General features: G+C 71.1%; 24 protein-coding genes. 15 read left to right on the top strand and 9 right to left on the bottom strand.

Features of this window, described 5'->3' with window-relative positions; translation table 11 throughout:
* Positions 1 to 45: 45 nt before the first annotated feature.
* Positions 46 to 2,718, bottom strand: a complete 2,673-nt coding sequence (locus SALPAC3_RS0122480; protein WP_018223421.1) for a CHAT domain-containing protein — start codon at positions 2,716 to 2,718, stop codon at positions 46 to 48.
* Between the two features lie 230 nt (positions 2,719 to 2,948).
* On the opposite strand from SALPAC3_RS0122480, the gene SALPAC3_RS0122485 reads away from it, so the two are divergent.
* From SALPAC3_RS0122485 to SALPAC3_RS0122495, 3 genes are read left to right on the top strand one after another with little or no spacing between them, the layout of a single operon-like run.
* Positions 2,949 to 4,127: a S8 family peptidase gene (locus SALPAC3_RS0122485; RefSeq protein ID WP_018223422.1), complete on the top strand. Its 1,179-nt coding sequence runs from the start codon at positions 2,949 to 2,951 to the stop codon at positions 4,125 to 4,127.
* A gap of 32 nt (positions 4,128 to 4,159) precedes the next feature.
* Positions 4,160 to 4,723, top strand: a complete 564-nt coding sequence (locus SALPAC3_RS0122490) for an RNA polymerase sigma factor (protein ID WP_018223423.1) — start codon at positions 4,160 to 4,162, stop codon at positions 4,721 to 4,723.
* A gap of 16 nt (positions 4,724 to 4,739) precedes the next feature.
* Positions 4,740 to 5,201: a hypothetical protein gene (locus SALPAC3_RS0122495; RefSeq protein ID WP_018223424.1), complete on the top strand. Its 462-nt coding sequence runs from the start codon at positions 4,740 to 4,742 to the stop codon at positions 5,199 to 5,201.
* A gap of 97 nt (positions 5,202 to 5,298) precedes the next feature.
* On the opposite strand, the gene SALPAC3_RS0122500 is transcribed toward SALPAC3_RS0122495, so the two are convergent.
* Both SALPAC3_RS0122500 and SALPAC3_RS0122505 read right to left on the bottom strand, forming a co-directional pair.
* A complete protein-coding gene (locus SALPAC3_RS0122500) occupies positions 5,299 to 6,336 on the bottom strand; it encodes a lytic polysaccharide monooxygenase (RefSeq protein WP_196233702.1) in 1,038 nt (345 codons plus the stop codon).
* A gap of 365 nt (positions 6,337 to 6,701) precedes the next feature.
* Complete coding sequence (locus SALPAC3_RS0122505) at positions 6,702 to 7,946, bottom strand: multidrug effflux MFS transporter (RefSeq protein ID WP_018223426.1); 1,245 nt, start codon at positions 7,944 to 7,946, stop codon at positions 6,702 to 6,704.
* Positions 7,947 to 8,015: 69 nt separating this feature from the next.
* On the opposite strand from SALPAC3_RS0122505, the gene SALPAC3_RS0122510 reads away from it, so the two are divergent.
* Complete coding sequence (locus tag SALPAC3_RS0122510; RefSeq protein ID WP_018223427.1) at positions 8,016 to 8,504, top strand: MarR family winged helix-turn-helix transcriptional regulator; 489 nt, start codon at positions 8,016 to 8,018, stop codon at positions 8,502 to 8,504.
* A gap of 93 nt (positions 8,505 to 8,597) precedes the next feature.
* On the opposite strand, the gene SALPAC3_RS0122515 is transcribed toward SALPAC3_RS0122510, so the two are convergent.
* Positions 8,598 to 9,425 (bottom strand): MBL fold metallo-hydrolase, encoded by an 828-nt coding sequence (locus tag SALPAC3_RS0122515; RefSeq protein WP_018223428.1) that lies wholly within the window; start codon positions 9,423 to 9,425, stop codon positions 8,598 to 8,600.
* Positions 9,422 to 9,814, bottom strand: a complete 393-nt coding sequence (locus SALPAC3_RS0122520; RefSeq protein ID WP_018223429.1) for a thioesterase family protein — start codon at positions 9,812 to 9,814, stop codon at positions 9,422 to 9,424. Before SALPAC3_RS0122520 ends, SALPAC3_RS0122515 begins: the two co-directional genes overlap by 4 nt.
* A 117-nt stretch (positions 9,815 to 9,931) precedes the next feature.
* Between SALPAC3_RS0122520 and SALPAC3_RS26100 the strand changes: the two genes are divergently transcribed.
* Positions 9,932 to 11,005 (top strand): phosphatase PAP2 family protein, encoded by a 1,074-nt coding sequence (locus tag SALPAC3_RS26100; protein ID WP_033774903.1) that lies wholly within the window; start codon positions 9,932 to 9,934, stop codon positions 11,003 to 11,005.
* 36 nt (positions 11,006 to 11,041) lie between these two features.
* Here SALPAC3_RS26100 and SALPAC3_RS0122530 read toward each other — a convergent pair whose 3' ends face one another.
* Genes SALPAC3_RS0122530 through SALPAC3_RS27490 form a run of 3 tightly spaced genes read right to left on the bottom strand, consistent with a single transcriptional unit; the run spans position 11,042 to position 13,360 of the window.
* Positions 11,042 to 12,568, bottom strand: coding sequence for a PH domain-containing protein (locus SALPAC3_RS0122530; protein WP_026185823.1), 1,527 nt, complete (start codon positions 12,566 to 12,568; stop codon positions 11,042 to 11,044).
* Positions 12,565 to 13,113, bottom strand: coding sequence for a PH domain-containing protein (locus SALPAC3_RS0122535; protein WP_018223432.1), 549 nt, complete (start codon positions 13,111 to 13,113; stop codon positions 12,565 to 12,567). Before SALPAC3_RS0122535 ends, SALPAC3_RS0122530 begins: the two co-directional genes overlap by 4 nt.
* 22 nt (positions 13,114 to 13,135) lie before the next feature.
* Entirely contained in the window at positions 13,136 to 13,360 is a 225-nt protein-coding gene (locus SALPAC3_RS27490) for a hypothetical protein (RefSeq protein WP_080635216.1), read from the bottom strand.
* 240 nt (positions 13,361 to 13,600) lie between these two features.
* On the opposite strand from SALPAC3_RS27490, the gene SALPAC3_RS0122540 reads away from it, so the two are divergent.
* The 7 genes from SALPAC3_RS0122540 (at position 13,601) to SALPAC3_RS0122575 (ending at position 20,692) form a co-directional block, all read left to right on the top strand.
* On the top strand, positions 13,601 to 14,698 hold the full coding sequence (locus SALPAC3_RS0122540; RefSeq protein ID WP_018223433.1) for an AAA family ATPase: 1,098 nt from the start codon (positions 13,601 to 13,603) through the stop codon (positions 14,696 to 14,698).
* A complete protein-coding gene (locus SALPAC3_RS0122545; RefSeq protein ID WP_018223434.1) occupies positions 14,677 to 15,696 on the top strand; it encodes a DUF58 domain-containing protein in 1,020 nt (339 codons plus the stop codon). The genes SALPAC3_RS0122540 and SALPAC3_RS0122545 overlap by 22 nt, the downstream gene beginning before the upstream one ends.
* On the top strand, positions 15,693 to 16,643 hold the full coding sequence (locus SALPAC3_RS0122550; protein WP_018223435.1) for a VWA domain-containing protein: 951 nt from the start codon (positions 15,693 to 15,695) through the stop codon (positions 16,641 to 16,643). The genes SALPAC3_RS0122545 and SALPAC3_RS0122550 overlap by 4 nt, the downstream gene beginning before the upstream one ends.
* A gap of 609 nt (positions 16,644 to 17,252) precedes the next feature.
* Positions 17,253 to 17,990 carry a beta-ketoacyl-ACP reductase gene (locus SALPAC3_RS0122560; protein ID WP_018223436.1) on the top strand — a complete coding sequence of 246 codons (738 nt, stop codon included), beginning with the start codon at positions 17,253 to 17,255 and terminating at the stop codon, positions 17,988 to 17,990.
* 14 nt (positions 17,991 to 18,004) lie between these two features.
* Positions 18,005 to 18,772 (top strand): enoyl-ACP reductase FabI, encoded by a 768-nt coding sequence (gene fabI / locus SALPAC3_RS0122565; RefSeq protein WP_018223437.1) that lies wholly within the window; start codon positions 18,005 to 18,007, stop codon positions 18,770 to 18,772.
* A 76-nt stretch (positions 18,773 to 18,848) separates the two neighbouring features.
* Entirely contained in the window at positions 18,849 to 19,880 is a 1,032-nt protein-coding gene (locus SALPAC3_RS0122570) for a ferrochelatase (protein ID WP_018223438.1), read from the top strand.
* Positions 19,829 to 20,692: an HAD-IIA family hydrolase gene (locus SALPAC3_RS0122575; RefSeq protein WP_018223439.1), complete on the top strand. Its 864-nt coding sequence runs from the start codon at positions 19,829 to 19,831 to the stop codon at positions 20,690 to 20,692. The genes SALPAC3_RS0122570 and SALPAC3_RS0122575 overlap by 52 nt, the downstream gene beginning before the upstream one ends.
* Positions 20,693 to 20,756: 64 nt before the next feature.
* Here the strand turns inward: SALPAC3_RS0122575 and SALPAC3_RS0122580 are convergent, their stop codons facing one another.
* A complete protein-coding gene (locus SALPAC3_RS0122580) occupies positions 20,757 to 21,551 on the bottom strand; it encodes a hypothetical protein (protein ID WP_018223440.1) in 795 nt (264 codons plus the stop codon).
* Positions 21,552 to 21,667: 116 nt separating this feature from the next.
* Between SALPAC3_RS0122580 and SALPAC3_RS0122585 the strand changes: the two genes are divergently transcribed.
* The 3 genes from SALPAC3_RS0122585 to SALPAC3_RS0122595 all read left to right on the top strand — a co-directional run bounded on the left by SALPAC3_RS0122585 (position 21,668) and on the right by SALPAC3_RS0122595 (position 24,195).
* Complete coding sequence (locus SALPAC3_RS0122585) at positions 21,668 to 22,483, top strand: DUF3097 domain-containing protein (RefSeq protein WP_026185824.1); 816 nt, start codon at positions 21,668 to 21,670, stop codon at positions 22,481 to 22,483.
* A gap of 129 nt (positions 22,484 to 22,612) precedes the next feature.
* Positions 22,613 to 23,083 (top strand): NfeD family protein, encoded by a 471-nt coding sequence (locus SALPAC3_RS0122590; protein ID WP_018223442.1) that lies wholly within the window; start codon positions 22,613 to 22,615, stop codon positions 23,081 to 23,083.
* 2 nt (positions 23,084 to 23,085) lie between these two features.
* Positions 23,086 to 24,195 carry an SPFH domain-containing protein gene (locus SALPAC3_RS0122595; RefSeq protein ID WP_026185825.1) on the top strand — a complete coding sequence of 370 codons (1,110 nt, stop codon included), beginning with the start codon at positions 23,086 to 23,088 and terminating at the stop codon, positions 24,193 to 24,195.
* Positions 24,196 to 24,320 lie beyond the last annotated feature (125 nt).

Below are 24,320 nucleotides of genomic sequence, written 5' to 3' on the forward strand. Positions count from 1 at the left end.
TCATCCGGGCGGGCTGGTGGGCGCGGCCGGGGCTGGGGAGGTCGGTCAGCCGGCGCCGAAGCAGACGAACGAGGCGGCGGTGGCGGTGCCGGCGTCCAGCCCGGCACCGAATTCCGCCTGTGCGCCGGCGAGGGCGAGCCGCGGTGTGTCACCGGTGGCCAGCCGTCGATGCATCTCCACCATCAGCTCCTGCGCCGCGGAGTCCAGCGCCGGCAGGACACTGGCCAGTACCGTCGCCGTTCCCAGCTGGAGCAGCGCGGTCGACAACCCCATCAGTTCCTCGCCCGGGTGCACCGCTGACAGCCCCACGTCGCAGGCGGAGAGCACCACTGTCCCGGGCGCGCAGGCGAGCCGCTCCAGGTCGTAGACGGTCAGCGGACCATCGGCGAGGCGTACGTGCGAGAACATGGGATTGTCGGTGCGGAAGGTGCCGTGTGCGGCGAGGTGGGCAAGGGGGGCGCCATCCAGCGCCGCGAGCGCTGCCTCGGCGGTCGCGTCGGGGCCGAGGAGCATCTTGACGGGAGCGAGTGTTCCGGCCAGCCGCTGCACCTCCGCCTCGGCATAGGCGAGGCCGGGGCCGGCGACCAGCACTGGGTCCCGCTGGTGCGGCGGAGTGGCCGTCGCCGGGTGGGCGGCTCGGCGGCGGGCCGACGCGGTGAGCCACTCCGACGCTGACGGCACCACCGTGACCGGTCGGCCGGCACAGGTCGGTAGCAGGGCCCACGGCATGGCGTGCAGGGCGCCGACCGGCACCAGGACCAGCCCGCCGGCGCCGAGCCACGGTTGTATCGCGCCGAAGATCAGGCTGTCCAGCTGGTGCACCGCGAACCGGGCCGCGGTCGCCGCCGCCGCCCGGGAGTCATCGGTGCCACGGCTGGTCAGGATGCGTCGCAGCGCAAACCGCAGTGCCTGAAGCTCATCGGTGACGGTGGCGAGCGCACCCAGCGCCCGGGTGTGAAATCGGCCGCCGTGCACCACGACGATGTGGAGCGTGCCGTCTATGTCGATCAGCTCGACCAGCGTCTGGTCGGCCAGCTCCACCGCGATCCGGTCCAGTGGAATTCCACTCGCCGTGCCGGTCTCGGTGCCGCTGGCCTGCCAGCTACGGGCCCGGATCCGTTCCTCGATCATCCGCTGTTGACGCAGCAGGGTCGATCCCAACGCGGCACTCGTCTGGGCGGCTTCGTCGACGGTGCGGCGCAGCTCGGCCAGGTCGGCGGCGAGCCCGGCTTCGTCCGGCGGCCGGGCGGGGGGTAGCCGCAGCGTGGCGGCTCGCCACCGCTCACTCCAGCGTAGGATCGCCCGGGCCTGCCCGCCCCGAACCGCTAGTCGAAGGCCGGTGCTGGCCAGGTCCAGGGCGTATACCCCGGCCATCACCCGCAGCTCCGTGGCGCCGAGGGCTGCCTGGTAGCGGTCCAGCAGTGCCATTCCCGCGTTGAGCGCCCGGCGTGCCCCGGCGGTGTCGCCGGTGGCGATTCGGCGAAGTGCCTCGGCATGCCAGGCGCGGGCCCGGAGCTGGACCGGCCCACCACGGCTGGCGGCACGGATGGCACTCAACTCTCCGGCGATGGCGGCGACCTTCGCGCGTTGCCCGGTGTGCAGCGCCCGGTCGAGGGCGACTCGGGCGGCATAGAGGCGGGCGTCGAGTGCCGGTATCGGCCAGCTACTCGCCGCCAGCGCACGGGCGACGGAGCGGGCCTGCCGCAGGTGCGCCGGCTCGTCCGGTGAGCTGGCCCGTAGCTTGACGTATCGGGAGAGTGCCGCCCAGGCCGGTCGGTTCTGTCGACTGAACAGGCGGTACGCGGCCTGCGCCTGCTTCGAGGCGGTCGGCAGGTCGGCCTCGGCCAACGCGACTTCGGCCAGCATCAGCCGGGCCTGTGCCTCGTAGAGCCCCATTCGGCTTGCCCGGGCCGCGTCCAGGGCGGCCTCGGCCGCCGCGCGAGCCTCCGGCAGTAGCCGCGCCCCCAGTAGTAGTTCGCCTCGATCCATCAGGGCGATCGCCGGGCGGGTGGTCCTGGCGAAGTACTGGTCGGCCAGGTCGTACCAGCGCAGTGCGCCAGGTATGTCACCCGCGCGGGACAGGACGAAGCCGAGGTTGTGGCGGACCTGGGCCAGAGCCAGCTCCTGGTCGAGCTCCGCGTAGCCGTGCTCCGCGGCCCGCAGGTCGGTCTCGGCCTGGCGCAGGCTTCCGCGGTAGGTGTGTAGCACGCCTCTGTTGGTGAGCGCACGGGCTTGCCACAACCGGTCCCCGCTCCGTCGGAACGCGGCCAGCGCATCGGTGTAGCCGGCCATCGCCTCGTCGAAGCGGCCGAGGCGGTCGAGGATCAGCGCCCGCTGCATCTGTAGGCGTGCGGCGGGCAGCCCACGGAGGATCGGTGACGCGGCGTCGATCTCGCGCAGCGCCTGTTGCGGTTGGCCCGCCTCGGCCAGGACCAGCGCCAGGCTCATCCGGGCTTCGGCGGCGCGGACCGGGAGTTGGGCGACCTCGGCGACCCGGCGTGCCCGGCGTAGGTGGCGGAGCCCGTGATCCGCGTTGTGTTGTTCCCGCGCGGCGAGCCCGAGGGCCCGCAGCGCCACTGTCTCCTGGTCGGGATCCGCGCCCGCACGGGCAGCGGCGAGCGCGGCATCGGCCAGCGCGGCGGCGCGGGCCGGGTCGGCGGTGACGAGGTGGAGCGCCTTGCCTGCTGGACTGTCGTCCATCTGGTCGGCGCTGTCCATCACCTTTGATTTTGGCACAGCGGGGAACGACCGAGAAGCCGCCCGATGAAGCTTCCCAAATGTCCACTGTGGCGGATGTCAACTCGGATGAGTATTAGTCAGATACCTGACTCAACTCCCTGTCCACAGTTCGTATCAGCGAGCGGTCCACCACCCTCTCTTGTGCGAACGCCCGCCAGCCGGTCGCCGGCAGGTGGGTGTGATCGATTCCCCTAGCGAAGGAGAGATGGATGCCTCCGTCCTCGGAACGCGTCAACCGATTCGCTGCCCGCCGTCGGGCGCGGCTGGAGCGCCTTCCCAAGCTCGCGCACACCGCTGTCGGCGGTGACGCCCGGGCGTGGTTCGTCGCCGACGAACTGTTGGTCGCCGAAGACAGTCGCCGGGATGCCGAACGCTACCTCGGACGTGCTCGGGCCGCGCAGCCCGGCTCCGGCGATGAGGAGCTACTGCCGGGCCTGCGTCGCTATCGGGCGCCGGGGCTGGATGTACCGGCTGCGTGCCGCGCGCTGCGGGCGGACCGGCCAACCGGCCGGCAGGTGGTCAGCCCCAACCACGTCTTCCTGGCCAGTCCGTTCAACCACGGAGGTCCGTTCGGGCCGCCGGCGCCCGTCGCCGCATCGACGTTGAAGATGCCGGCCGAAACCGGTCGTGTCCCGGTATCCATCGTCGATACCGGGTTCTGGACCGAGACCCCGCTCCCGGCGGGCTACCTAGCCGCGGACGGCGTGGAGGTGGAGACGGAGACCGATGTCGATGAGGATGGGCTGCTCGACGGCGACGTGGGGCACGCCAACTTCATCGGTGGTGTCATCGCGAATCACACGGACCGGGCAGTGTTACGGGTGATTCGTACCTTGGACACCTTTGGTGTCTGCACGGAGGACGAGCTGATCGCCTCCCTTGGCCGACTGCACCCGGAGACCAAGGTGATCAACCTCTCCCTCGGCGGCTTCACCGCCGACGGATCCGCACCGCTCGGCGTACGCGCGGCGTTGGAGCAGGCCCTGTCCGGAATCGACCGGGTGGTGGTCGCCGCCGCCGGCAACGATGGCAACCGCAGCGACCCGTTCTGGCCCGCAGCGTTCGCCGCGGCCGACGAGTCGTGGAGTGGGCAGGTCCTGGCGGTTGCCGCGCACGACGGCAGCAGCCTCTGTTCCTGGAGTAACGCCGGACCGTGGGTCAGCATCGTCGCGCCCGGTGCGGACGTACGAAGCACGTACATCGACCACGCGCTGTTCCCGGAGGGGTGGGCACAATGGAGCGGAACCTCCTTCGCCGCGCCGCGGGTGGCTGCCGAACTCTCCGCCCGGATCGACTCGGAGGTCGGCGCGGTGACCGCTGCCAACCAGCTAATGGCCGACCTGAGGACGGCCAACCAGCGGTTTGGAGGCCACCTCGGGCTGATCTGATGCGCTCAGGTAGCGCTGTACGATTCCTGTCTATGAGCGACGACGACGCAGGTCAGCTGGTGCGTGCTGCTGCCAACGGGGATCAGGCGGCGTGGGAGGCACTGGTCGACCGGTACGCGCGGCTGGTCTATACGGTGGCGCGAGGATTCCGGCTCGACGAGGCTGACGTCGCGGACGTCAGCCAGGCGACCTGGTTGCGGCTCGTGGAAAATCTGGACAAGCTACGTGATCCTGGATCGGTGGGGGCGTGGCTTGCCACCACCGCGCGCCGTGAGGCCCTTGCCCTGCTGCGCAACCGGTGGGAGGTGCCGTCACCGGAGTTCACGCGGTCAGAGCCGATTGACGAGTCGCAGCCGGAGCCCTGGCAGCGGCTGGTCGCTGAGGAAACTGATGCGGAGCTGTGGCACGCCTACCGCAAGTTGCCGATACGCTGTCAGGAGCTACTACGGTTGCTGGTGTTCGAGCCGGTGGGCAGCTATGCGATCGCTGCTGCGGCGCTCTCGGTGCCCATCGGCAGTCTTGGCCCTTCTCGCGCCCGGTGCCTGGCGACGCTTCGGGCACTGCTGAGTCAGCCGGCACCGCAGCGACGTACCTAGGGGAGCGTGCGTACGCATGAGTGACGACCGATTAACCACATCAGATGAGGAACTGCTTGTCCGGCTGGGGAGCCTACTGGCTGAGGTCGATTCGGTTCCGGAGTCGGTACGCGCCGCCGCGGTCGCCAGCTACAGCTGGCGTTCGCCCGATGCCGAGCTTGCCCGGTTGGTGGAGAGCATGTCCGGGGCAGCCGAGGTCCGCGGCGACGAGGCGCGGCTGCTGACCTTTCGCGCAGATTCGATCACCATCGAGGTGGAGGTTATCCCCGTTCGTGATCGGCTTCGGATCGTTGGTCAGCTGGTGCCGCCACAGCCAGCTCGGGTGCAGGTAGAGCAGCCGGGTTCCGACTCGACCGTCGGCACCGACGCGGACGGTCTGGGACGTTTCATGCTGGACGACACCGCACCGGGGCCAGCTCGGTTGGTCTGCACCCTGGCTGACTCCGGTCCGATCTGTACCGAGTGGACCATCCTGTGATCCGGGTGGCCCGGGTGTAGCGACGGTCGGCACCGTCCTGCGCCGCGGCTCAGGGCAGTGCCGACCGTCGCCGTTGACAGCCGGGTGCGGCTGCGATTCAGCTGCTGCTGCAGGTCACAGTCGGTGATGTGTTCGGGCCGGCGAGGCTGGCGAGGAAGCCGAACGTGGTCCTGCCTCCCGGGGCCACCGTGCCGTTGTACGACGCGTTGGTCACCGCTACCGCCGATCCCGAGGTGGTGTGGGTGCCATTCCAGAGCTGGGTTATTGCCTGACCGCTGGGCCAGGTCCAACTCGCCGCCCATCCGGTCCAGGTGTCGGCGGTGTGGTTCATGATCTCAACCTCCCCCTGGAAGCCGTCCGGCCACGCGTTGATCACCTTGTAGATCGCCATGCAGTCGCCGCTGGGTGGTGGTGTGGTCGGGTTCGGTGGTGTGGTGGTGGGGCTCGGTGGCGGGAGGGTGCCACCGGGGCCGATGCCGGTTACCTCACCATTGCCTCCGTCGAAGGTGACGTCCGAGCAGCCGAAGAAGTTCTCCGGGCTGTCCGAACGGACCCAGCGGGAGTAGATGAGGTGTCGGCCGCTCTTGTCGGCCGGCAGCGTTCCGGTGAAGTAGTAGTGCCCGTCGTTGGTGCCCGGACCGCCACGTTGGGGTGGGTTGGTGACGGTCAGGAACGGTTGCTCCTCCAGGTCGCTCCAGGCCAGCGGGCGGGTCGGGCTCCAGCTGTCCTCGGTGATGTAGAAGTAGAACGTCCCGGGGTGGTGTGCCCAGTTGCTGTAGCGGAACTCGATGCTCTGGCCAGCGGTCAGGTGCGTCAGTGGCCAGTCGGTGCGGGCCAGGTCATAGCCGAGGAAGCCGGGGTTTCCTCCGCTGCACAGCTGGCCGTCGGGAATGAAGCCGACGGTCCGACCGGCGGCGTCGGAGCGCAGCACACTGAACCAGTTGTAGAGCGAGTTGGCCCCACTCTGGTCCACCGCCGCCGAGCAGGCGGGGTTGTACGGCTGGATTTCGCCGGTGGGGCTCAGCCCATCCCGCCAGCAGAGGAAGGTACGGCTGCCGGGGACCATGGCGGCGCCGTGCGCCGCCGCCGGCTCCGACCTGGTGATGAGCACCACGACGGCCGCGAGGAGAGTCATTGCCGCGGTGAGGAGCACGGCCGTTCGGGTTCGATAGGAGGACACGGGATCTCCTGACTCGCGGGGCGCCTACCACCCCGCGTGGGGGACGGGCGCGGGGCGGCACCTGGCCGGCCCGCAGCGACGAGCGGTCACGGTGGCAGGCGGCGTGCGCAGGAGTGGCGGGCACGCGAGCCGGCGGTCCGTCGTCGGACCGATGCCCTCGCGTGGATGCCCGAGCGGACGACGAGTGTCCCGCGTCGTCCGGTGCTGCTATCGCAACATGGTGAAGTATTCGACCGCAATAGCCAGCAGCCAATGTCCTTTTCAGTTGGCGCAGTTCACGGGATCGGTGGGTGCGAAACCACCCGGGTACGCGTGATCGATCAGGGGCGCTGAGGACGGGCCAGGGTGAGTGCGGCGGTGAGCGACAGTGCGGCGGAGGCCGCGAGTACCGCTGCCATCGGTACGGCACTGCCTTCCCCGCCCAGCCCGACCAGGGGCGCGGCGAGCGACCCGATCACCGACTGGAGGGCGCCCATCAGCGCTGCCGCGGTCCCGGCGTGGCGTGCGTGTCGGTCGAGGGCGAGGCTCGTGCCGTTCGGCATCACCATGCCCAGCGAAGCGATGAAGGCCAGCAGCGCGGCCGTGAGGAGTAGCTGGCTGGCGGCGATCGCGCCGGCCAGCACCCCGGTTGCCGCCACCGCACTCACCCCGAGGGTGCTGACCAGCAGGGTGCGGGGCGGGAACCGGTCCAGCAGGCGGACGTTGGCCTGCCCGACCGCCACGAAGGCCAACGCGTTGAGGCCGAACAGCAGACCGAATGTGCTCGCCGAGAGGTGGAACACGTCCTGGTAGACGAACGACGAACCGGAGATGTACGCGAACAGCCCGGCGAAGGCGAGTCCCTGGGTCAGCGTGTACCCCAGGTAGACCCGGTCGGTGAGCAGCTCGCGAAGCGACCGGACGATGCCGCTGAGGCCGTCGCGGTTGCGCCGATGCGCGGGCAGGGTCTCCGGCAGCCAGGCCGCCACCACGGCGGTGAGCAGTGCGCCGACGACCGCGAGGAGGACGAACAGGGTCCGCCACGACCCGAACCGCAGCACCAGGCTGCCAACGGTCGGCGCGGCGATCGGGGCGAGCCCGAAGACCAGGGTGAGGCGGGAGAAGTACTTCGCTGCCGCCCGACCTGAGTACAGGTCGCGAACGATGGCACGGGTCACCACGGCGGCCATCCCGCCGGCGAAGCCCTGGGCGAACCGCAGGGCGGTGAACATCGGTGCGCTGGGCGCCGCGGCGCAGGCCAGGGCGAGCACGGTGTACGCCACGAGGCCGATCAGCGCCGGCCGCCGCCGGCCCCAGCGGTCGCTGAGCGGGCCGGTGACGAACTGCCCGAGGGCGAGCCCGACCAGACAGGTGGTGAGAGAGAGCTGAATCTGGGCCTGGCTCGCGTTCAGGTCCTGGGCCATGGCGGGGAGCGCCGGCAGGTACATGTCCAGGGAGAGCGGGCCGATCGCGGTGATCGCCCCGAGTAGGAGTAGCAGACCAAGCCCACCGCCGACCCCTGCTGGCCGCGGCTGGCCGGCGGGAGTGGCTGCGGCGGGTGCGGTCGGTTGTGCGGTCTGCGTCACTGAGTTCCCCCGGGGGTTGCCTGCCAACCGGGTAACCTTAGCTCTGTATCCAGAGTCTTTTGAGGTGAGGTGGGCGACACGGTGACGACCGATGACGTGCCGGCGCAGCCGGTGCCGTGCCTCGACCCCGCTTCGACGGCGGCGCTGGGCGCCGTCGTCGGCGAGCTGCACCGCCGACTGCGGCGCGCGGTGGCCCAGCACGCCAACTGTCTCCCGTTGCCGGAGGCCCAGGTCGAGCTGCTCCTGCTGGTCCGGGCCAACCCCGATGTCAGCGTGAAGGATGCCGCCTGCCGCCTGCACGCGGCACCCAACACGGTGAGCACCCTCGTCCGGGACCTGGTGGCCGCCGGGCTGCTACACCGCGAGTGCGCTCCGGCCGACCGCCGTACCGCCCGGCTGCGCCTCACCGACGCCGCCCACGCTCGGATCGCCGATCACGAGCAGCAGCGCGCCGTCCTGCTCAGCGCCGCGGTGTCCCGCCTGTCCCCCGAGGCGCGCGCCACGGTCATGGCGGCCACCCCGCACCTGGCCCGCCTGGCAGACCTGCTGATCCCCTGACCCCGCGGGGAGCTCACCGGCCCGGCGGACCTGGCGGTGCGCCGGTCTTCCGGGTGCGGTGTGCCCGCCGGCAGCGCGGCCGGCCGGCGTGGATCAGAGCTCGCCGTTGAGTTCGGCGTAGCCGCGACGGGCGGCGATCAGCGCGGGGCGGGCACCGAAGGGTGCCTCGGCGGCCACCCGCTCCACCGGCGTCCGACCGGCGTGGCCAGCACGGATCTGCCAGGCCAGGTCGCTGAGCAGGCCGTGCTGGGCGTGCACGAACCCGTGGTCAACCAGGTCGCCGTGCCCCGGTACCACCACCGTGGTCGGGTTCGTCATCCGCAGAAGCTCGGCCACCGCCTCCGGCCACCGCAACGGGTACGAGTCCTCGAATGCCGGCGGGCCGCTCTGCTCCACGAGATCGCCGACGACGAGCACCTCCGCATCGGGTACGTGCACCACCAGATCCGCCGCGGTGTGTGCCCGACCCAGGTGCCGCAGGATGACCTGTCGGCCACCCACATCGAGCACCTCTCGCTCGCCCACCGGATGGGTCGGCGCCAGTACGGCAGTGCCGAGTAACTCCTCGGCGAGGCGGGGCTGCTCGCCGTGCATCTCCTCGTACGCTGCCCGGCGTAGCCGGTCCGGGTCGCGCAGGGCGGCGGCGGCCAGCTGGTGCGCGTACACCGGGCAGGGCGGATCGCCGGCCAGGGTGGCGTTGCCGAAACAGTGGTCGAAGTGGTGGTGTGTGTTCACCAGCACCCACGGGTGCGGGGTGACGGCCCGCGCCGCCCGCGCCAACTCCGCTGCCTGGCCGGCCGTGGAGAGGGTGTCCACCAGCAGGGCCGCACCGTCGCCGACGAGCAGCGTCACGTTGACCCGTAGCAGCGGCTCGCGTAACACATACACCCGGTCGGCGACTTCGCCGAAGCGGAGGGTCATGACGACCGCCCGGCTCGTCCGATGAAGCGCTGCCGGTCAACCACGAGCCGCTCCACCCGCCCTTCGGCGACGGTGGAGTCGCCCTCGGTGACGGAGATCGCAAAGATCAGCCGTCGACCGTCGACCTTCGTCAGCCGGGCCCGCGCCACCACGGTCCGGCCGACCGGGGTGGCGGCGCGGTGGTCCAACTCGATTCGGACTCCCACGGTCGTGGCGTCATCGGGCAGTTGGCGGGCGACCGCCACAACCGTCGCCGCCTCGGCCAGGGCGAGGATTCGCGGCGTGCCCAGGACCGGCACGTCGCCGGAGCCAATGGCCTGGGCGGTGTCGACCTCGGTGACAATCAGCTCCACCGAGGCGGTTGCGCCCGGGGAGAAGGGCTCCTGCATGGTCACCAGCCTATGGGTTGGATGGCGGGCCGGTCACGCTTGAGGCGAACCGCCCGGAAACGTCCGAAGGACCTCCTGCGTCCGCTGCTGCGCCGACCGTCGTTAACCTGGACCGTGATGTCTGCGCCAATCGACCCCCAACAGCCTGTCCGAACTGATCCGCCGGTGGTGGCCGACGGCGGGCGCCGTCGCGTGATCATGATGTCGGTTTGGGCGGGTGCCTTCGTTCTCGGCTGGCTCGTCATCGGCCTGCCCACCGATCCGGCATACGCCTTCGTCTGGATCTGGGCGGCGACCATCGCCTGGAACTCCACCCGGCCGTGGCGCAGCCACCTGCGCTTCGCCCGGGACTGGCTGCCGGTGGTGTTGCTGCTCATGCTCTACAACCTCTCTCGTGGCTTCGCCGACAACGGGGCGACCCCGCACGCCTACGAGCTGATCGTCGCCGACCGGGTGATGTTCGGCTGGGCCACCGGCGGCCAGGTGCCCACGGTCTGGTTGCAGCAGCACCTCTACCAGCCGGAAGTGCGCTGGTGGGACGCGTTGGTGAGTTGGGTCTACTTCTCCCACTTCGTGGTGGCGATGGCCGCTGCCGCGGTGCTCTGGATGCGGGACCGCCAGCGGTGGGCGGCGTTCATGCGTCGCTGGGCTTTCCTCTGCGCCAGCGGCCTGGTGACGTACTTCCTCTACCCCGCCGCACCACCATGGTGGGCGGCGCAGAACGGGTTGCTGGAGGAGGTGGCCCGGATCTCCACCCGGGGGTGGCAGGTCTTCGGGCTGCACGGCGCCGGGAATCTGCTCAACGCCGGTCAGCTCGCGTCGAACCCGGTCGCCGCGATGCCGTCGCTGCACACCGCGTTCGCCCTGTTCGTGGTGCTGTTCTTCCTGCGCGGGACGCGCAAGCGGTGGTGGCCGCTGCTGCTCGCGTACCCGCTGGCCATGACCTTCACCCTGGTCTACTCCGGGGAGCACTACGTGATCGACGTCCTGGTCGGTTGGGTGTACGTGGGGATGGCCTTCCTGGCGGTGGGGCTGGCCGAGCGATGGTGGGCGGCCCGGCGTGCCCGACGTGCCCCGGACCAACCGGTTGCGGCGGCGTCGGGCCTCCGGGCGTCGGACTCTGCGGCGTCGGCCACCGCGGCGTCGGCTGATTCGCCGCCGGCGGATGAAGCGGTGGCCGCCGGCCGCTGATCGGCACCCAGCTTCGTCACCTGGAGCGGCGGCTCGCTACCGCGGCCGGCTGGCGCGGCGGGCCTGGTGCGCGCGGGCCGTCAGCTCGGCGGCCAGGGCCCACGCCTCGGTGACCGCTCGGTCGCGGGCGGCGGCCCCGGCGCCGCCGGCGGTGTCCGCGTGCACCGTCGCCAGCCCCAACCGCCGCTGCACCGGCCCCTGCACCACCCGTACGCTCTGGATCCTCGCGTACGGCACGACCACGACCTGGCGGGTGAGCAGGCCGGAGCGGACCGCGAACACCCGCTCGTGCAGCCCGGCGCCGAGCACCGGCTGACCCAACGGGTTGAGCCAGCGAGCCCGGGGCGGCGGTGCGGTCAGCGGCAGGTCGTCGAGGCGTACCCCGGGCAACACCTCCGCGAGGATCGCCTCGGCGACCGGTTGCCGGCCGACCGGGAGGAGCTGGTCTGGTCGGTTGCGCCCGTCGGCTTCCCCCGTCGAGTAGCCGGCCACCTCCAGCCGCAGCCGCAGCCAGCCCTTCGCCCGCCACAACAGCGGCCAGGTCGCACCGACCGTCTGTACCCGGTGTAGCGGCACGGTCTGCGCCCGGGTCTCCAGCAGACCGTTGCGGATCCGCAGGGTGTCGGCAGCACGAGCCAGCTGGAAGTTCCAGTCGTCGAGCACCCGGCGGATGGGCTGGAGCAGCACCCCGGCCATCGCGGTCAACGTGCTCGCCACCGCGACGAACGACCAGGAGTCGCCGGAGAGGAACTGCGTCGCCACGAAGGCCACCCCGACCGGGATCATGAAGGCCTGTGGGGTGAGTAGCTGGCTCAGTAACAGGTCCGTGTTCCGGACCGTGTGTAGTGGCTGGCCGGGCGGAGCCGCCTCCGGGCGGACCAGCGATGTGTCCGGTGCCGGGACGGCGGCCTCCGGTTGCGGACCGGCCAGGGCGAGCAGCCGCTGTCGCAGGGCGGCGGCGTCCGCGACACTCAGATACGCCAGTGGCGCCTCGGTCTTGCCACCCCCGACCACCTCAAGGCGCAGCTCCGCCAATCCGGTGAGCTGGGCGAGTAACGGTCGGACCACCTCCACGGCCTGGAGGCGCTCCAGCGGGATCGCCCGGGTGCGTCGCCAGAGCAGCCCCTCGTGCACCCGGAGCTCGCGGTCCACGACGTGATAGCCGGTGTTGTACCAGCTGACCACCGCGAGCACGGTGGCGCCGAGCGCCAGCACCACCGCCAGCACCACGAACCAGCCGACGCCGACCCGGGACAGCGTGGACCAGGAGAGCCCAGCGATCACCACGACCAGCGACTTGGCGCCATGTAGCGCGGGGGAGAGCGGATGTAGCCGCTGCCGGCGTTCGGCGCCGTGCGGCGGCACCGGTGGGGTGGGCGCGCCGGCCGGCGGGTACCAGCCGGGGTGTGGCGGCGCGGCGGGGGGATATCCGCCGGGGTGTGGCGGTGCGGTGGGGGGATATCCGCCGGGGTGTGGCGGCGCGGCGGGGGGATACCAGCCGGGGTGCGGCTGTGGGACGGGTGGCCGGGTCTCCTCTGGATCTCGTGCGGCCGGCTCGCTCACAGGCCCTCCGCCCGGTCGCGGCCGAGCGCGGTGAGGCGGTCGCGGAGACGGGACGCCTCCGCCGGGCGTAGCCCCGGCACCCGGGCGTCGGTGGCCGCCGCCGCCGTGTGCAGTTGGACGGTAGCCAGGCTGAAGGCCCGCTCCAGCGGGCCGGCGCTGACATCAACGAACTGCATCCGCGAGTACGGGACGATGGTCAGCCGGCGCACCAGCAGACCGTGTCGGACCAGAAGGTCATCTTCGCGTTCGGCGTACCCCCACGCGCGTACGGCCCGGATGACGGTGACCGTCCGTAGCGCGGTCAGGAGGAGCACCCCGGCGAGGGCCACCCCGAAGGCCCCCTGGCCGCTGACTGCCCACCCCACCGCCAGCCCGGCCAGCAGGATGACGATCAGCACGGCCAGTCGCAGCAGCTCAACCCAGATCAGGTCGGTGGAGACAGCCTGCCAGCGGACGGTTTCTGGCCAGGGTTCCAGCGGACCGGGGGGTGGGCCGGTCGGGGGTGGGGCAGCGGGCGGGAGCCCGGCCGGGCCGTCGCCGGTCACCGTGCGGTTCCGTTGTACGTGCTCACGAGTCGAGAGTAGGCGATTCGGCCGTCGGAACAACCTCGCGGAGGAAGCCCCGGGCGTCGAGGAAGTCGCCGAGCGTCACCCGGTGCTCAGGACAGGCGAGCCAGGTCTTACGTCGCGCCGCGTCGTGTAGCCGGGGGTTGTTCCACCGCAGTGCCCACTGGGCGGGGGCTGCACAGCCACGCGCTGAGCAGACCAGGGCGGGGGTTGCGGGGTTATCCATTCCCGCCAGTCTAGGCGGGCTCGCGGAGGAGTTTGAGCGCCGGGCGGCCACGGGGGGAGCCGCCCGGCGACGGGTGAATCGTACACGTCCCGTACCGATCGCTGTCCACCCCGCTGCTGGCGAGTTCGGTGGATCGGACCGCGGGGCGGGAAACGGGGTTCGCGCTGCGGCGTGCCACCACCGATCATGTCAGTCTTGTACCGCACCACGCCCGAGTACCGATCATGCTGTGGAGGACCGGTGGCCCAGCCGAGCACGCCCGACGCCAGGACCCCCGGCGGGTCGAACCCGCCGGCCGCGCAGAGCACTCCGGCCGCGGACGCCACCCTGCTGGAACAGGCGCTGTTCGAGGTCAAGCGGGTGATCGTCGGGCAGGACCGGATGATTGAGCGGATGGTCGTCGCGCTGCTGGCGCGGGGGCACTGCCTGCTGGAGGGGGTGCCGGGGGTGGCGAAGACGCTCGCCGTGGACACTCTCGCCACGGTGGTCGGTGGATCGTTCGGTCGGGTGCAGTTCACGCCGGACCTGGTGCCGGCGGACATCATGGGTACCCGGATCTACCGACAGTCGAGCGAGAAGTTCGATGTCGAACTGGGGCCGGTGTTTGTCAACTTCCTGCTCGCCGACGAGATCAACCGGGCGCCCGCGAAGGTGCAGTCGGCGCTCCTGGAGGTGATGAGTGAGCGGCAGGTCTCGATCGGTGGCGAGACGCACCGGGTGCCGGATCCGTTCCTCGTGATGGCCACCCAGAACCCGATCGAGCAGGAGGGTGTCTACCCGCTGCCGGAGGCGCAGCGGGACCGGTTTCTCATGAAGATCGTCGTCGGCTACCCGACAGCCGCCGAGGAGCGGGAGATCGTGTACCGGATGGGCGTGACACCGCCGGAACCCGCCCCGGTGTTCACCACCGCCGACCTGGTCGCGCTGCAGCGTAAGGCGGACCAGGTCTTCGTGCACAATGCCCTGGTCGACTACGCGGTCCGGCTGGTGCTGGCCACCCGGACCCCCGCCGAGCACGGCATGCCCGACGTCGCCCAGCACATCCAGTACGGGGCGAGCCCGCGGGCCTCGCTCGGCCTGGTCCGCGCGACCCGGGCCCTGGCGCTGCTACGCGGTCGGGACTACGCGCTACCCCAGGACGTGCAGGACATCGCGCCCGACATTCTGCGGCACCGGCTGGTGCTGAGCTACGACGCGCTGGCCGACGAGGTGCCGGCCGACCACGTCGTCGGCCGGGTGATGGCGACGATCCCGCTGCCCACGGTGGCGCCGCGCCAGCAGGCCAACCCAGCCCCGGCCGTGCCACCCGGCGCCGGGTGGCCTGGGCAGCAGCCGTGATCCCACCCGCCGGTCGGCCAACCGACGCGACCGGCCGCGACTCCGTCGATCCCACCGCCGGTAGGCGCACCGAGGCCACGTTGTCCCGGCTGCACCTGCTCGTCACCCGCAAGCTCGACGGTCTGCTCCAAGGTGACTACGTTGGCCTGCTACCCGGCCCGGGGAGCGAGGCGGGGGACTCGCGTGAATACCGCCCGGGCGACGACGTGCGGCGGATGGACTGGCCCGTCACGGCGCGTACCACGATGCCGCACGTGCGGCGCACGGTGGCGGACCGGGAGTTGGAGACGTGGCTTGCGGTGGACCTCTCGGCCAGTCTCGACTTCGGCACCGGCCGCTGGCTCAAGCGGGACGTGGTGGTGGCCGCCGCCGCGGCGTTGGCGCACCTGACCAGCCGGGGCGGCAACCGGATCGGCGCGGTGATCGGCACCGGGAGCGAGCCGGCCGCCGCCGGTCGGGATGCGCCGACGGCCGGGCCCGGCCGGTTTACCCAACTGCCCGCCCGCTCCGGGCGCCGGGAGGTGCAGGCCCTGGTCCGGGCCGTCGCCGGCACCGAGATCCGGCCTGGCCGTGGCGACCTTGGCGCCCTGGTTGACCGGTTGAACCGGCCGCCGCGGCGGCGTGGTGTGGCGGTCATCATCTCCGACTTCCTGGCGCCACCGGCCCAGTGGGCCCGGCCGCTGCGCAAGCTGCGGGTGCGCCACGATGTGCTGGCCATCGAGGTACTCGATCCGCGGGAGCTGGAACTGCCCGACGTGGGCGTTCTGCCGGTGGTTGACCCGGAGACCGGCGAACTGCATGAGGTACGGACGGGCGACCCGCGGCTGCGCCACCGCTACGCCGAGGCCGCTGCCGCCCAGCGCGCGGAGATCGCCGCGGCGCTCCGCGCCGGGGGCGCTGCCCACCTGAGACTGCGTACTGACCGAGACTGGCTGCTGGACATGGTGCGCTTCGTCGCCGCGCAGCGGCACACCCGCACCCGGGGGACGACACGATGATTCGTTTTCTACAGCCGTGGTGGCTCCTGGCCGTACTCCCGGTGTTCGTCCTCGCCGGGCTGTACGTGTGGCGGCAGCTGCACCGCCGGGCGTACGCGCTGCGGTTCACGAATGTGGAGCTGCTACGTACGATCGCGCCGAAGGGCCTCGGGTGGCGTCGGCACGTACCCGCGACCGCGTTCCTCCTCTGTCTGCTGGTGCTCGCCACGGCGCTGGCCCGGCCGTCGATCGACACCCGGCAGCCCCTGGAACGGGCCACCATCATGCTCGCTGTCGACGTCTCCCTGTCCATGCAGGCCGACGATGTGGCTCCGAACCGGCTGGCGGCGGCCCAGGAGGCGGCACAGCAGTTCATCGCCGAACTGCCGGCCAGCTACAACCTGGGGCTGGTCTCGTTCGCGAAGGCGGCCAACCTGCTGGTGCCGCCGACGAAGGACCGACAGGCCGTGGTCACCGCCGTCAACGGCTTGGCGCTGGCCGAGTCGACGGCGACGGGGGAGGCGGTCTTCACCTGTCTGGAGGCGATCCGTTCGGTGCCGGCTGACGGCGCGGCGGGGATTCCGCCGGCCCGGATCGTGTTGCTCTCCGACGGCTATCGCACGTCGGGTCGGTCGGTGGAGGAGGCCGCCGCGGCGGCACAGGCCGCGAATGTCGCCGTCTCCACTATCGCCTTCGGGACCGACGGCGGCCAGGTCGACATCGGGGGCCAACGCCAACGGGTGCCGGTGGATCGGCTCGCCCTGGCGGATCTGGCGGCGACGACCGACGGGTACTTCTACGAGGCGGCCTCGGTGCGTGAGCTGAAGCAGGTCTACCAGGACATGGGCTCGTCAATCGGGTTCCGGACCGAACCGCGCGAGGTCACCCAGTGGTACGCCGGGGTGGCGCTGCTGCTGGCGCTCTGCGCCGGGGCGACCAGTCTGTTGTGGTCGTCCCGGATTGTCTGAGGCCGTCGCTGGCGGGGTCCGGAACAAACGGGGATTTCGGTGGCGGTCAGTGACCACCGCCGGCCAGGACGAAGAGGACGGCCACCCAGACCGCGGCCAGGGTGAAGCCCAGGGGGGCGACGTAACGGCTCATGGGAGTTGGCTCCGGTGGCGACTGGGCGCGGGCGTCGGGGCCCGCGGGAGGGTGGTCAGAACGCGCACACAAAGTCGTGGCCGGCAGCTCCGATCGTCCACCGGTGCTCGGTCCGGCGGGGGCCGGCGTCCGGTGGCGTGCGGGAGCGGGTCTGTCAGCCGTGCTTATGGGACTCAGCGGGGCTGACGGTCGGCCCGGCCACGACTCGGAGGATCGCTATCTCGCACAGCGATCACCTCCAGCGGTTGGCGGGGCCCAGGGGCTGCGAGTCGTAGGGCGAGCTCGCAAAACGGCGCCATCGTACACCCTGGTCGGTGGGGCATCGAAGTGGGCCGGGGCGGGGGTGACGGTCGCCGGGTGGTTGCGGTGGTTTCGCCTTGCCGGTGGCGGCCGGCGCCGTGGCGCGTTAGCGCTTACCTGCCGGTAACCCCTAGGCTCCGACGCGACGTGGAGATCTTCCGAGCTGAGGGGGAATCGTGGCCCGTACCGTGTTGGTGACCGGGGGTAACCGCGGTATTGGTCTGGCGATCGCTCAGGCCTTCGTCAAGCAGGGTGACCAGGTGGCGGTGACCTACCGGAGCGGGACGGCGCCCGGCGCCGACGCGGCCGACCCGGGGACCGACGCCGGCCGCCTCTTCGGCGTCCGCTGCGACGTGACGGATTCCGACTCGGTGGACGCGGCGTTCACCGCCGTCGAGGCGGAGCTCGGCCCGGTCGAGGTGCTGGTGGCCAACGCCGGCATCACCGATGACACGCTGCTGCTGCGCATGTCCGAAGAGCAGTTCACCGGGGTGCTGGACACCAACCTGACCGGCGCGTTCCGCTGCGCCAAGCGCGCCTCGACCAAGATGCTCCGGGCGCGCTGGGGACGGATGATCTTCATTTCGTCGGTGGTCGGGCTCTACGGCAGCCCGGGCCAGGTCAACTACGCCGCCAGTAAGGCCGGCCTGGTCGGCGTCGCCCGCTCCATCACGCGAGAGCTGGGGAGTCGCAACATCACCGCGAACGTGGTGGCACCCGGCTACGTCGAAACCGACATGACCGCCGCGCTACCCGAGGACCGCAAGACCGAGTACCGCAAGGCCATCCCGGCGGGCCGCTTCGCCGCCACGGACGAGGTGGCCGGCGCCGTCACCTGGCTGGCGGGGGACTCCGCCGGCTACATCAGCGGTGCGGTCATCCCGGTCGACGGTGGCCTCGGCATGGGGCACTGAGAGGAGACATCGACATGTCAGGACTGCTCGCCGGTAAACGGCTGCTGGTCACCGGCGTCATCACCGACGCCTCGATCGCCTTCTCGGTGGCGCGGCTCGCGCAGGAGAACGGCGCACAGGTGGTACTCACCGGCTACGGTCGGCTCTCCCTGGTCGAGCGGATCGCCAAGCGGCTACCCGAGCCAGCCCCGGTAATCGAACTGGACGTGACCAACCGTGACCACCTCGCCGGGCTCGGTGACCAGGTCCGGGAGCACGTCGACGGCCTCGACGGGATCGTCCACTCCATCGGCTTCGCCCCGCAGAGCTGCCTCGGCGGCGGCTTCCTCGACGCGCCGTGGGAGGACGTCGCGACGGCCGTGCACGTCTCGACCTACTCGTACCAGGCCCTCGCCACCGCGGCGCTGCCGCTGATGGCCCCGGGAAGCTCGGTGGTCGGGCTCACCTTCGACGCCACCAAGGCGTGGCCGGTCTACGACTGGATGGGCGTGGCCAAGGCCGGCCTCGAATCCGCCAGCCGCTACCTGGCGCTGCACCTGGGCCCGAAGGGCATCCGCAGCAACCTGGTCGCGGCCGGGCCACTGCGTACCGTCGCCGCGAAGTCGATCCCCGGCTTCGAGCAGTTTGAGGACGCCTGGTCGGCGCGCGCGCCGTTGGGCTGGAACCTCACCGACTCCGAGCCGGCCGCCCGGGCCTGCCTGGCGCTGCTCTCCGACTGGTTTCCGGCGACCACCGGCGAGATCGTCCACGTCGATGGCGGCTACCACGCGATCGGCGCCTGACCTGGCCGACGGCCCCCGCGGGCTACGCCGCGGGGGCCGTCGTCTGGTTACCGAGTCACCGGGGAAGAATGGGGCCATGGCGTACGACGCGGTGGTGCTGGTTTCTTTCGGCGGGCCCGAGCGGCCCGAGGACGTAATGCCGTTCCTGCAGAACGTGACCCGGGGCCGGGGTGTGCCGCCGGAGCGGCTGGCCGAGGTCGCCGAGCACTACCAGCACTTCGGCGGGGTGTCGCCGATCAATCAGCAGTGTCGGGAACTACTCGCCGCGATTCGGGACGACTTCGCCGCCAACGGTGTTGACCTGCCGGTCTACTGGGGCAACCGGAACTGGGACCCGATGCTCGCCGACACCGTGGCGCAGATGCGCGACGACGGGGTCGAGCGGGCCCTGGCCTTCGTGACCAGCGCCCTCGGCGGCTACTCCTCCTGCCGGCAGTACCAGGAGGACATCGCCGCCGCGAGGGCGGCGGTCGGCGCGGACGCTCCGGTGATCGAGAAGCTCCGTCAGTTCTGGGACCACCCCGGGTTCGTCGAGCCGCACGTCGATGCGGTGCGCACGGCGTTGGCCCAGCTGGACCCGGCACGGCGGGACAGCACCCGGATCGTCTTCACCGCCCACTCGGTTCCCACCGCCGCGGCGGCAGCGGCCGGCCCGCACGGCGGCCGGTACGAGGCCCAGTTGGCGGAGACCGCTCGGTTGGTGCACGCCGCCGCTGCCCCCGACCTGGCCTACGACCTGGTATGGCAGAGTCGTTCCGGGCCCCCGCAGGTACCCTGGCTGGAGCCGGACGTCAACGACCACCTCGCCGAGCTGCCCGGGCAGGGCGTCACCGGGGTGGTGGTCAGCCCGATCGGGTTCGTCTCCGACCACCTTGAGGTGGTGTGGGACCTGGACACCGAAGCCCGGGAGACCGCCAAGCAGCTCGGCCTGGACTTCGTCCGGGCCGCCACGCCGGGCACCGATTCCCGGTTTGTGGCGATGGTGCGCGAACTGGTCCGGGAGCGCACCGATCCGGCTGGCGCGACGCTGCGCCGGCGCCTCGGCGACCTGCCGATGTGGGATACCTGCCCGACAGTCTGCTGCGTTCCGGCCCGCCGCCCCTCCTGACCGCTTCGGCGGCCCGACACCAGGGATCCGAGATGAATGATCGCAAGCCTGTCCAGAGCTGGCTCACCGACATGGACGGGGTGCTGGTGCACGAGGGGCAGCCGGTGCCCGGCGCGCCGGAGTTCATCGCCCGACTGCGCTCCTCCGGCCGGCCGTTCCTGGTGTTGACCAACAACTCCATCTACACGCCGCGCGATCTCCAGGCCCGGTTGGTTCGGATGGGGCTGGACGTGCCGGAGTCCGCGATCTGGTCGTCCGCGTTGGCCACCGCGCAGTTCCTGGCCGATCAGCGGCCGGGTGGCACCGCGTACGTGATCGGGGAGGCCGGGCTGACCACGGCGCTGCACGCGGTCGGCTACGTGCTCAGCGACTTCGCGCCCGACTACGTGGTGTTGGGGGAGACCCGTACCTACAGCTTCGAGGCGATCACCAAGGCGATCCGGCTGATCAACGACGGGGCCCGCTTCATCTGCACGAACCCGGACGTGACCGGGCCGTCGATGGAGGGCGCGCTGCCCGCCGCCGGTTCGGTGGCCGCGATGGTGTCGAAGGCGACAGGCGTGGAGCCGTACTTCGTCGGGAAGCCGAACCCGATGATGATGCGGTCGGCGCTGAACACGATTGACGCGCACTCCGAGTCAACGGCGATGATCGGCGACCGGATGGACACCGACATTCTCTGCGGGCTGGAGGCGGGGTTGGAGACGATCCTGGTACTCACCGGCATCAGCAGCCGGACGGAGGCCGAGCGCTACCCGTACCGGCCGTCGCGGATCGTGAACTCGGTGGCCGACCTGCTCGACGAGATCTAACGGCGGGGGTGGCGGTCGGCCGGTGCGGCGACCTCCGGGGCCTGGCTGCCCGCTGCCGGGGCCGCTACGGGCGTAGCGGGGCGTTGCAGGCGGCGGCCAGCGCCTGCCGACAGGCGCTGGTCAACGGGCGCAGCGCCGCATCGCGCTGCTGGGCCTCGTAGTTGTTGACTGCGCCCCCTGGGGCGGCCTGCCCCGCCAGGGCGAGCACCCGGTCCAACACGGCGGCCCGGGCGAAGAGCCGGCGGGCGCGGGGGTCGAAGCCCGGTGGCAGGTCGGTGGTGCCGTCGGGGCGGCGCAGCGCCTCCAACGCCCCGGCCAGCTCCGGCCGCCACTGAGCCACGTCGAGCCGGGTCAGGGTGGCGGTGGTCTCGGCGAGAGCGGCGGCCAACTCCGCCTCGGCCTCTGCCGCCCCGGGGAGGGCGAGCGATGCGGCCGCCGCATCGGCCGGCAGCGGGTAGCTCCGCCACAGCACGGTCTCGAAGACGTCCCCGGAGCCGGAGGTGTGGGTGCGCAGCTGCGGGACCAGGCCAAGTGAACCGGCGATCACTCCCTCGCCGGCGAGCAGCGCGGCACCGGCGAAGTCACCCGGGCCGGGCAGCCCGCGCGGGTCACCGGGCGCGGGCAGCACCAGGCGGATCACATCGGGCGAGAGCTTGGCGAGCGTGGGCAGGGCCGCGGGTAGGGGGATATCGGTCCAGGTCCCGGGTGCGTCGGCGACCAGATGCTCCTCGTCGCCGGCGATGGCATCGGCGACCTCGTCGAACGGCACCAGCCCGGCACGCCACGCGCGTACCCAGGCAACGAACCGGCTGGACCGGCGTGGCGCGAGGGTGGCTGCGCCAGCGGCGGGGGTGGACATGCCGAAAGGGTACGTCCTCCTGCCCGCCTCTGTCTCGGCTGCCGCACCAGCCGTCCCGCACCCCGGCCGGCGTGCCGGGTCGGCGGTGGGGACCCGCTGGGGCTAGCTTGATCGGCATGGCAGGGCGTTACGACCATGACGTGTTGGCGGGGGACTGGCGGCGGCGCCGGGTCATCCCGGAGGTGGCCGCGGAGCTTGACCTGGTGGTCGAGGACGCCGACTCGGGGTTCTGCGGCGCGGTGGTCGGGTTTGAGGCCGGCGGGGTGCTGCTCGAGGACCGGCACCGACGGCGGCGTACCTTTCCCCTGCTACCGGCGGCGTTCCTGCTTGATGGGGAGCCGGTGACGCTGCGTCGCCCCTCCCGTCCGACGGTACCGGCGGCTCGGCGGCGGACCGCCTCCGGCTCGATCGCCGTCGACAACGTCCGCGCCCAGGTGGCGAAGGCGAGCCGGATCTGGGTGGAGGGGGTGCACGACGCCGCGTTGGTGGAGCGGATCTGGGGCGACGACCTGCGCATCGAGGGTGTGGTGGTGGAGCCGCTGGACGGGATAGACGATCTCGACGCCCGGGTACGCGATTTCGCCCCCGGTCCGGGCCGGCGGCTCGGCGTACTTGTTGATCATCTCGTCCCCGGTTCCAAGGAGAGCCGGATGGTGGCCCGGGTGACCTCGCCGCATGTGCTGGTGACCGGGCATCCCTACGTGGACGTGTGGCAGGCGGTACGGCCGGCCGTACTGAACATCTCGGCCTGGCCGGTGGTACCGCCCGGGCAGCCCTGGAAGGAGGGGGTCTGCGCGGCGCTCGGTGTGGCCGAACCCGCCGAGCTGTGGCGGCGGATTCTGTCCCGGGTGAACTCCTTCGCCGATGTCGAGACGCCGTTGATTAACTCAATGGAGCGGTTGATCGATTTTGTCACCGAACCGGCGGGTTGAGCCAGGGCTCAGCCGCTGAGTCTGGTGGTGCTGAGCCCTGGTTGGCGTCGACCCGACCGGGGAGCGTGCGAACCTGCCGCACCAGATGTCGATTCGATGACACGTGCACCGGCATGTCACGATCGTGGGGTGGACGCGGTGCTGTGGATTGTGGCCGGGGCGGTGCTCGCCATCGCCGAGATTTTTACGACGACGCTGTTCCTGATTATGTTTTCGGTCGGGGCCTTCGCGGCGGCCGGCGCGGCGGCACTCGGGGCTCCCCTGGAGATTCAGGCGGTCGTCTTCGCCGTGGTCTCGGCGTTGACTGTGTTGGGTGCGCGGCCGATGTTGCGGCGACGGTTTAACCTGACCCCGAAAGATGGCTCATCGTTCGGGGTCGGGGCGATCGAAGGGAGCGCGGCTCTTGTGCTGGAGCGGGTTGACGCCGAGAACGGTCTGGTGAAGATCGACGGCGAGTTGTGGCAGGCCCGCTCGTATGACGCGACCCAAGTCTTCGCGCCGGGTGACCGGGTGCAGGTGATCCAGGTGCGCGGCGCCACGGTCCAGGTGTGGCGAGATGACGTTTCCCGCCCCGGTGAACTACCTGAAATGAAAAGGTGAACATGGACACTATTGTGCCAATCCTCCTGATAGCCCTGGCGGTTATCGGCGTGGTGACCCTGTTCCAGGCGGTGCGGATCGTGCCGCAGCAGCGTGAGGACGTGGTGGAGCGGCTCGGTCGATACCGACGTACGCTGAAGCCGGGGCCCAATCTGCTGTTGCCTTTCATTGATTCGGTGCGCACCAAGGTCGACATGCGGGAACAGGTGGTTGTCTTCCCGCCGCAGCCGGTGATTACCTCGGATAACCTGGTTGTTTCGATAGATACGGTGCTCTACTTCAAGGTGGTCGACTCAGTTCGGGCTACCTATGAGATTGAGGACTTCCTGCACGCCATTGAAGAGATCACCGTGACGACGGTGCGTAATGTTATCGGCTCCCTCGACCTGGAGCGGGCTCTGACCAGCCGGGAGGAGGTCAACCGGCACCTCTCCGGCGTGCTGGATGAGACCACCGGTCGGTGGGGAATCAAGGTAACCCGGGTGGAGATCAAGGCGATCGAGCCGCCGCCGAGCATCCGGGACTCGATGGAGAAGCAGATGCGCGCCGAGCGGGACCGGCGGGCCGCGATCCTCAACGCGGAGGGGCACAAGGAGTCGCAGATCCTCACCGCCGAGGGTGAGAAGCAGGCGGCGGTGCTGCGCGCCGACGGTAACCGGCAGGCCCGCATCCTTGAGGCCGAGGGGCAGGCGAAGGCGGTTCGTACCGTGTTTGACGCCATCCACCAGGCGAATCCGAGCCAGAAGGTGCTCGCCTACCAGTACCTGCAGGCCCTGCCGCAGATCGCCAACGGCTCCGCCAACAAGGTCTGGATCGTCCCGGCGGAGCTGACCAAGGCGCTGGAGGGCATGGGAGGCGCGCTGGGGGGGTTGAGCCAGATGGCCGGTGACTCGCCGTTGCCGGAGGCGTCCGACGGGGTCAGCCAGGTCGAGCGGGAGGCCGAGGAAGCCGCGCGGGTCGCTGCGGACACCGCGCGGCAGATCCACGACGAGGTTCGCGTCGCTGAGGCGCAGGCATCCGGAGGCGAAACTCCGGCGGAGCTGCCCGCACCCGAGCCAGTCCCGGCGGAGGGCTCACCCGACGATGCCACCGACCAGCGCCGGCGGGGCTGAGCACCAGCGCCAGCAGGACTGAGCACCAGCGCAAGCGATAACACGAGAACACCTCATGGGGCGCTCCGGTGCCTGCCACCATCGGTCATAGGGCGGGTGGTGACCAGGTTTCGGGGCGCCTCGGC

The sequence above is a fragment of the Salinispora pacifica DSM 45544 genome, assembly GCF_000378845.1.
Lineage (GTDB): Bacteria > Actinomycetota > Actinomycetes > Mycobacteriales > Micromonosporaceae > Micromonospora > Micromonospora pacifica.

Bases quoted from the DNA above. Each gene is read 5' to 3' on its own strand.
- SALPAC3_RS0122585 (WP_026185824.1), top strand. From the start codon at position 21,668: ATGGCAGGGCGTTACGACCATGACGTGTTGGCGGGGGACTGGCGGCGG.
- SALPAC3_RS0122515 (WP_018223428.1), bottom strand. From the start codon at position 9,425: ATGACCCTCCGCTTCGGCGAAGTCGCCGACCGGGTGTATGTGTTACGC.
- SALPAC3_RS0122580 (WP_018223440.1), bottom strand. From the start codon at position 21,551: ATGTCCACCCCCGCCGCTGGCGCAGCCACCCTCGCGCCACGCCGGTCC.
- SALPAC3_RS0122595 (WP_026185825.1), top strand. From the start codon at position 23,086: ATGGACACTATTGTGCCAATCCTCCTGATAGCCCTGGCGGTTATCGGC.
- SALPAC3_RS0122485 (WP_018223422.1), top strand. From the start codon at position 2,949: ATGCCTCCGTCCTCGGAACGCGTCAACCGATTCGCTGCCCGCCGTCGG.
- SALPAC3_RS27490 (WP_080635216.1), bottom strand. From the start codon at position 13,360: ATGGATAACCCCGCAACCCCCGCCCTGGTCTGCTCAGCGCGTGGCTGT.
- SALPAC3_RS0122490 (WP_018223423.1), top strand. From the start codon at position 4,160: ATGAGCGACGACGACGCAGGTCAGCTGGTGCGTGCTGCTGCCAACGGG.
- SALPAC3_RS0122550 (WP_018223435.1), top strand. From the start codon at position 15,693: ATGATTCGTTTTCTACAGCCGTGGTGGCTCCTGGCCGTACTCCCGGTG.
- SALPAC3_RS0122480 (WP_018223421.1), bottom strand. From the start codon at position 2,718: ATGGACAGCGCCGACCAGATGGACGACAGTCCAGCAGGCAAGGCGCTC.
- SALPAC3_RS0122520 (WP_018223429.1), bottom strand. From the start codon at position 9,814: ATGCAGGAGCCCTTCTCCCCGGGCGCAACCGCCTCGGTGGAGCTGATT.
- SALPAC3_RS0122500 (WP_196233702.1), bottom strand. From the start codon at position 6,336: ATGACTCTCCTCGCGGCCGTCGTGGTGCTCATCACCAGGTCGGAGCCG.
- SALPAC3_RS26100 (WP_033774903.1), top strand. From the start codon at position 9,932: ATGTCTGCGCCAATCGACCCCCAACAGCCTGTCCGAACTGATCCGCCG.
- fabI (WP_018223437.1), top strand. From the start codon at position 18,005: ATGTCAGGACTGCTCGCCGGTAAACGGCTGCTGGTCACCGGCGTCATC.
- SALPAC3_RS0122495 (WP_018223424.1), top strand. From the start codon at position 4,740: ATGAGTGACGACCGATTAACCACATCAGATGAGGAACTGCTTGTCCGG.
- SALPAC3_RS0122570 (WP_018223438.1), top strand. From the start codon at position 18,849: ATGGCGTACGACGCGGTGGTGCTGGTTTCTTTCGGCGGGCCCGAGCGG.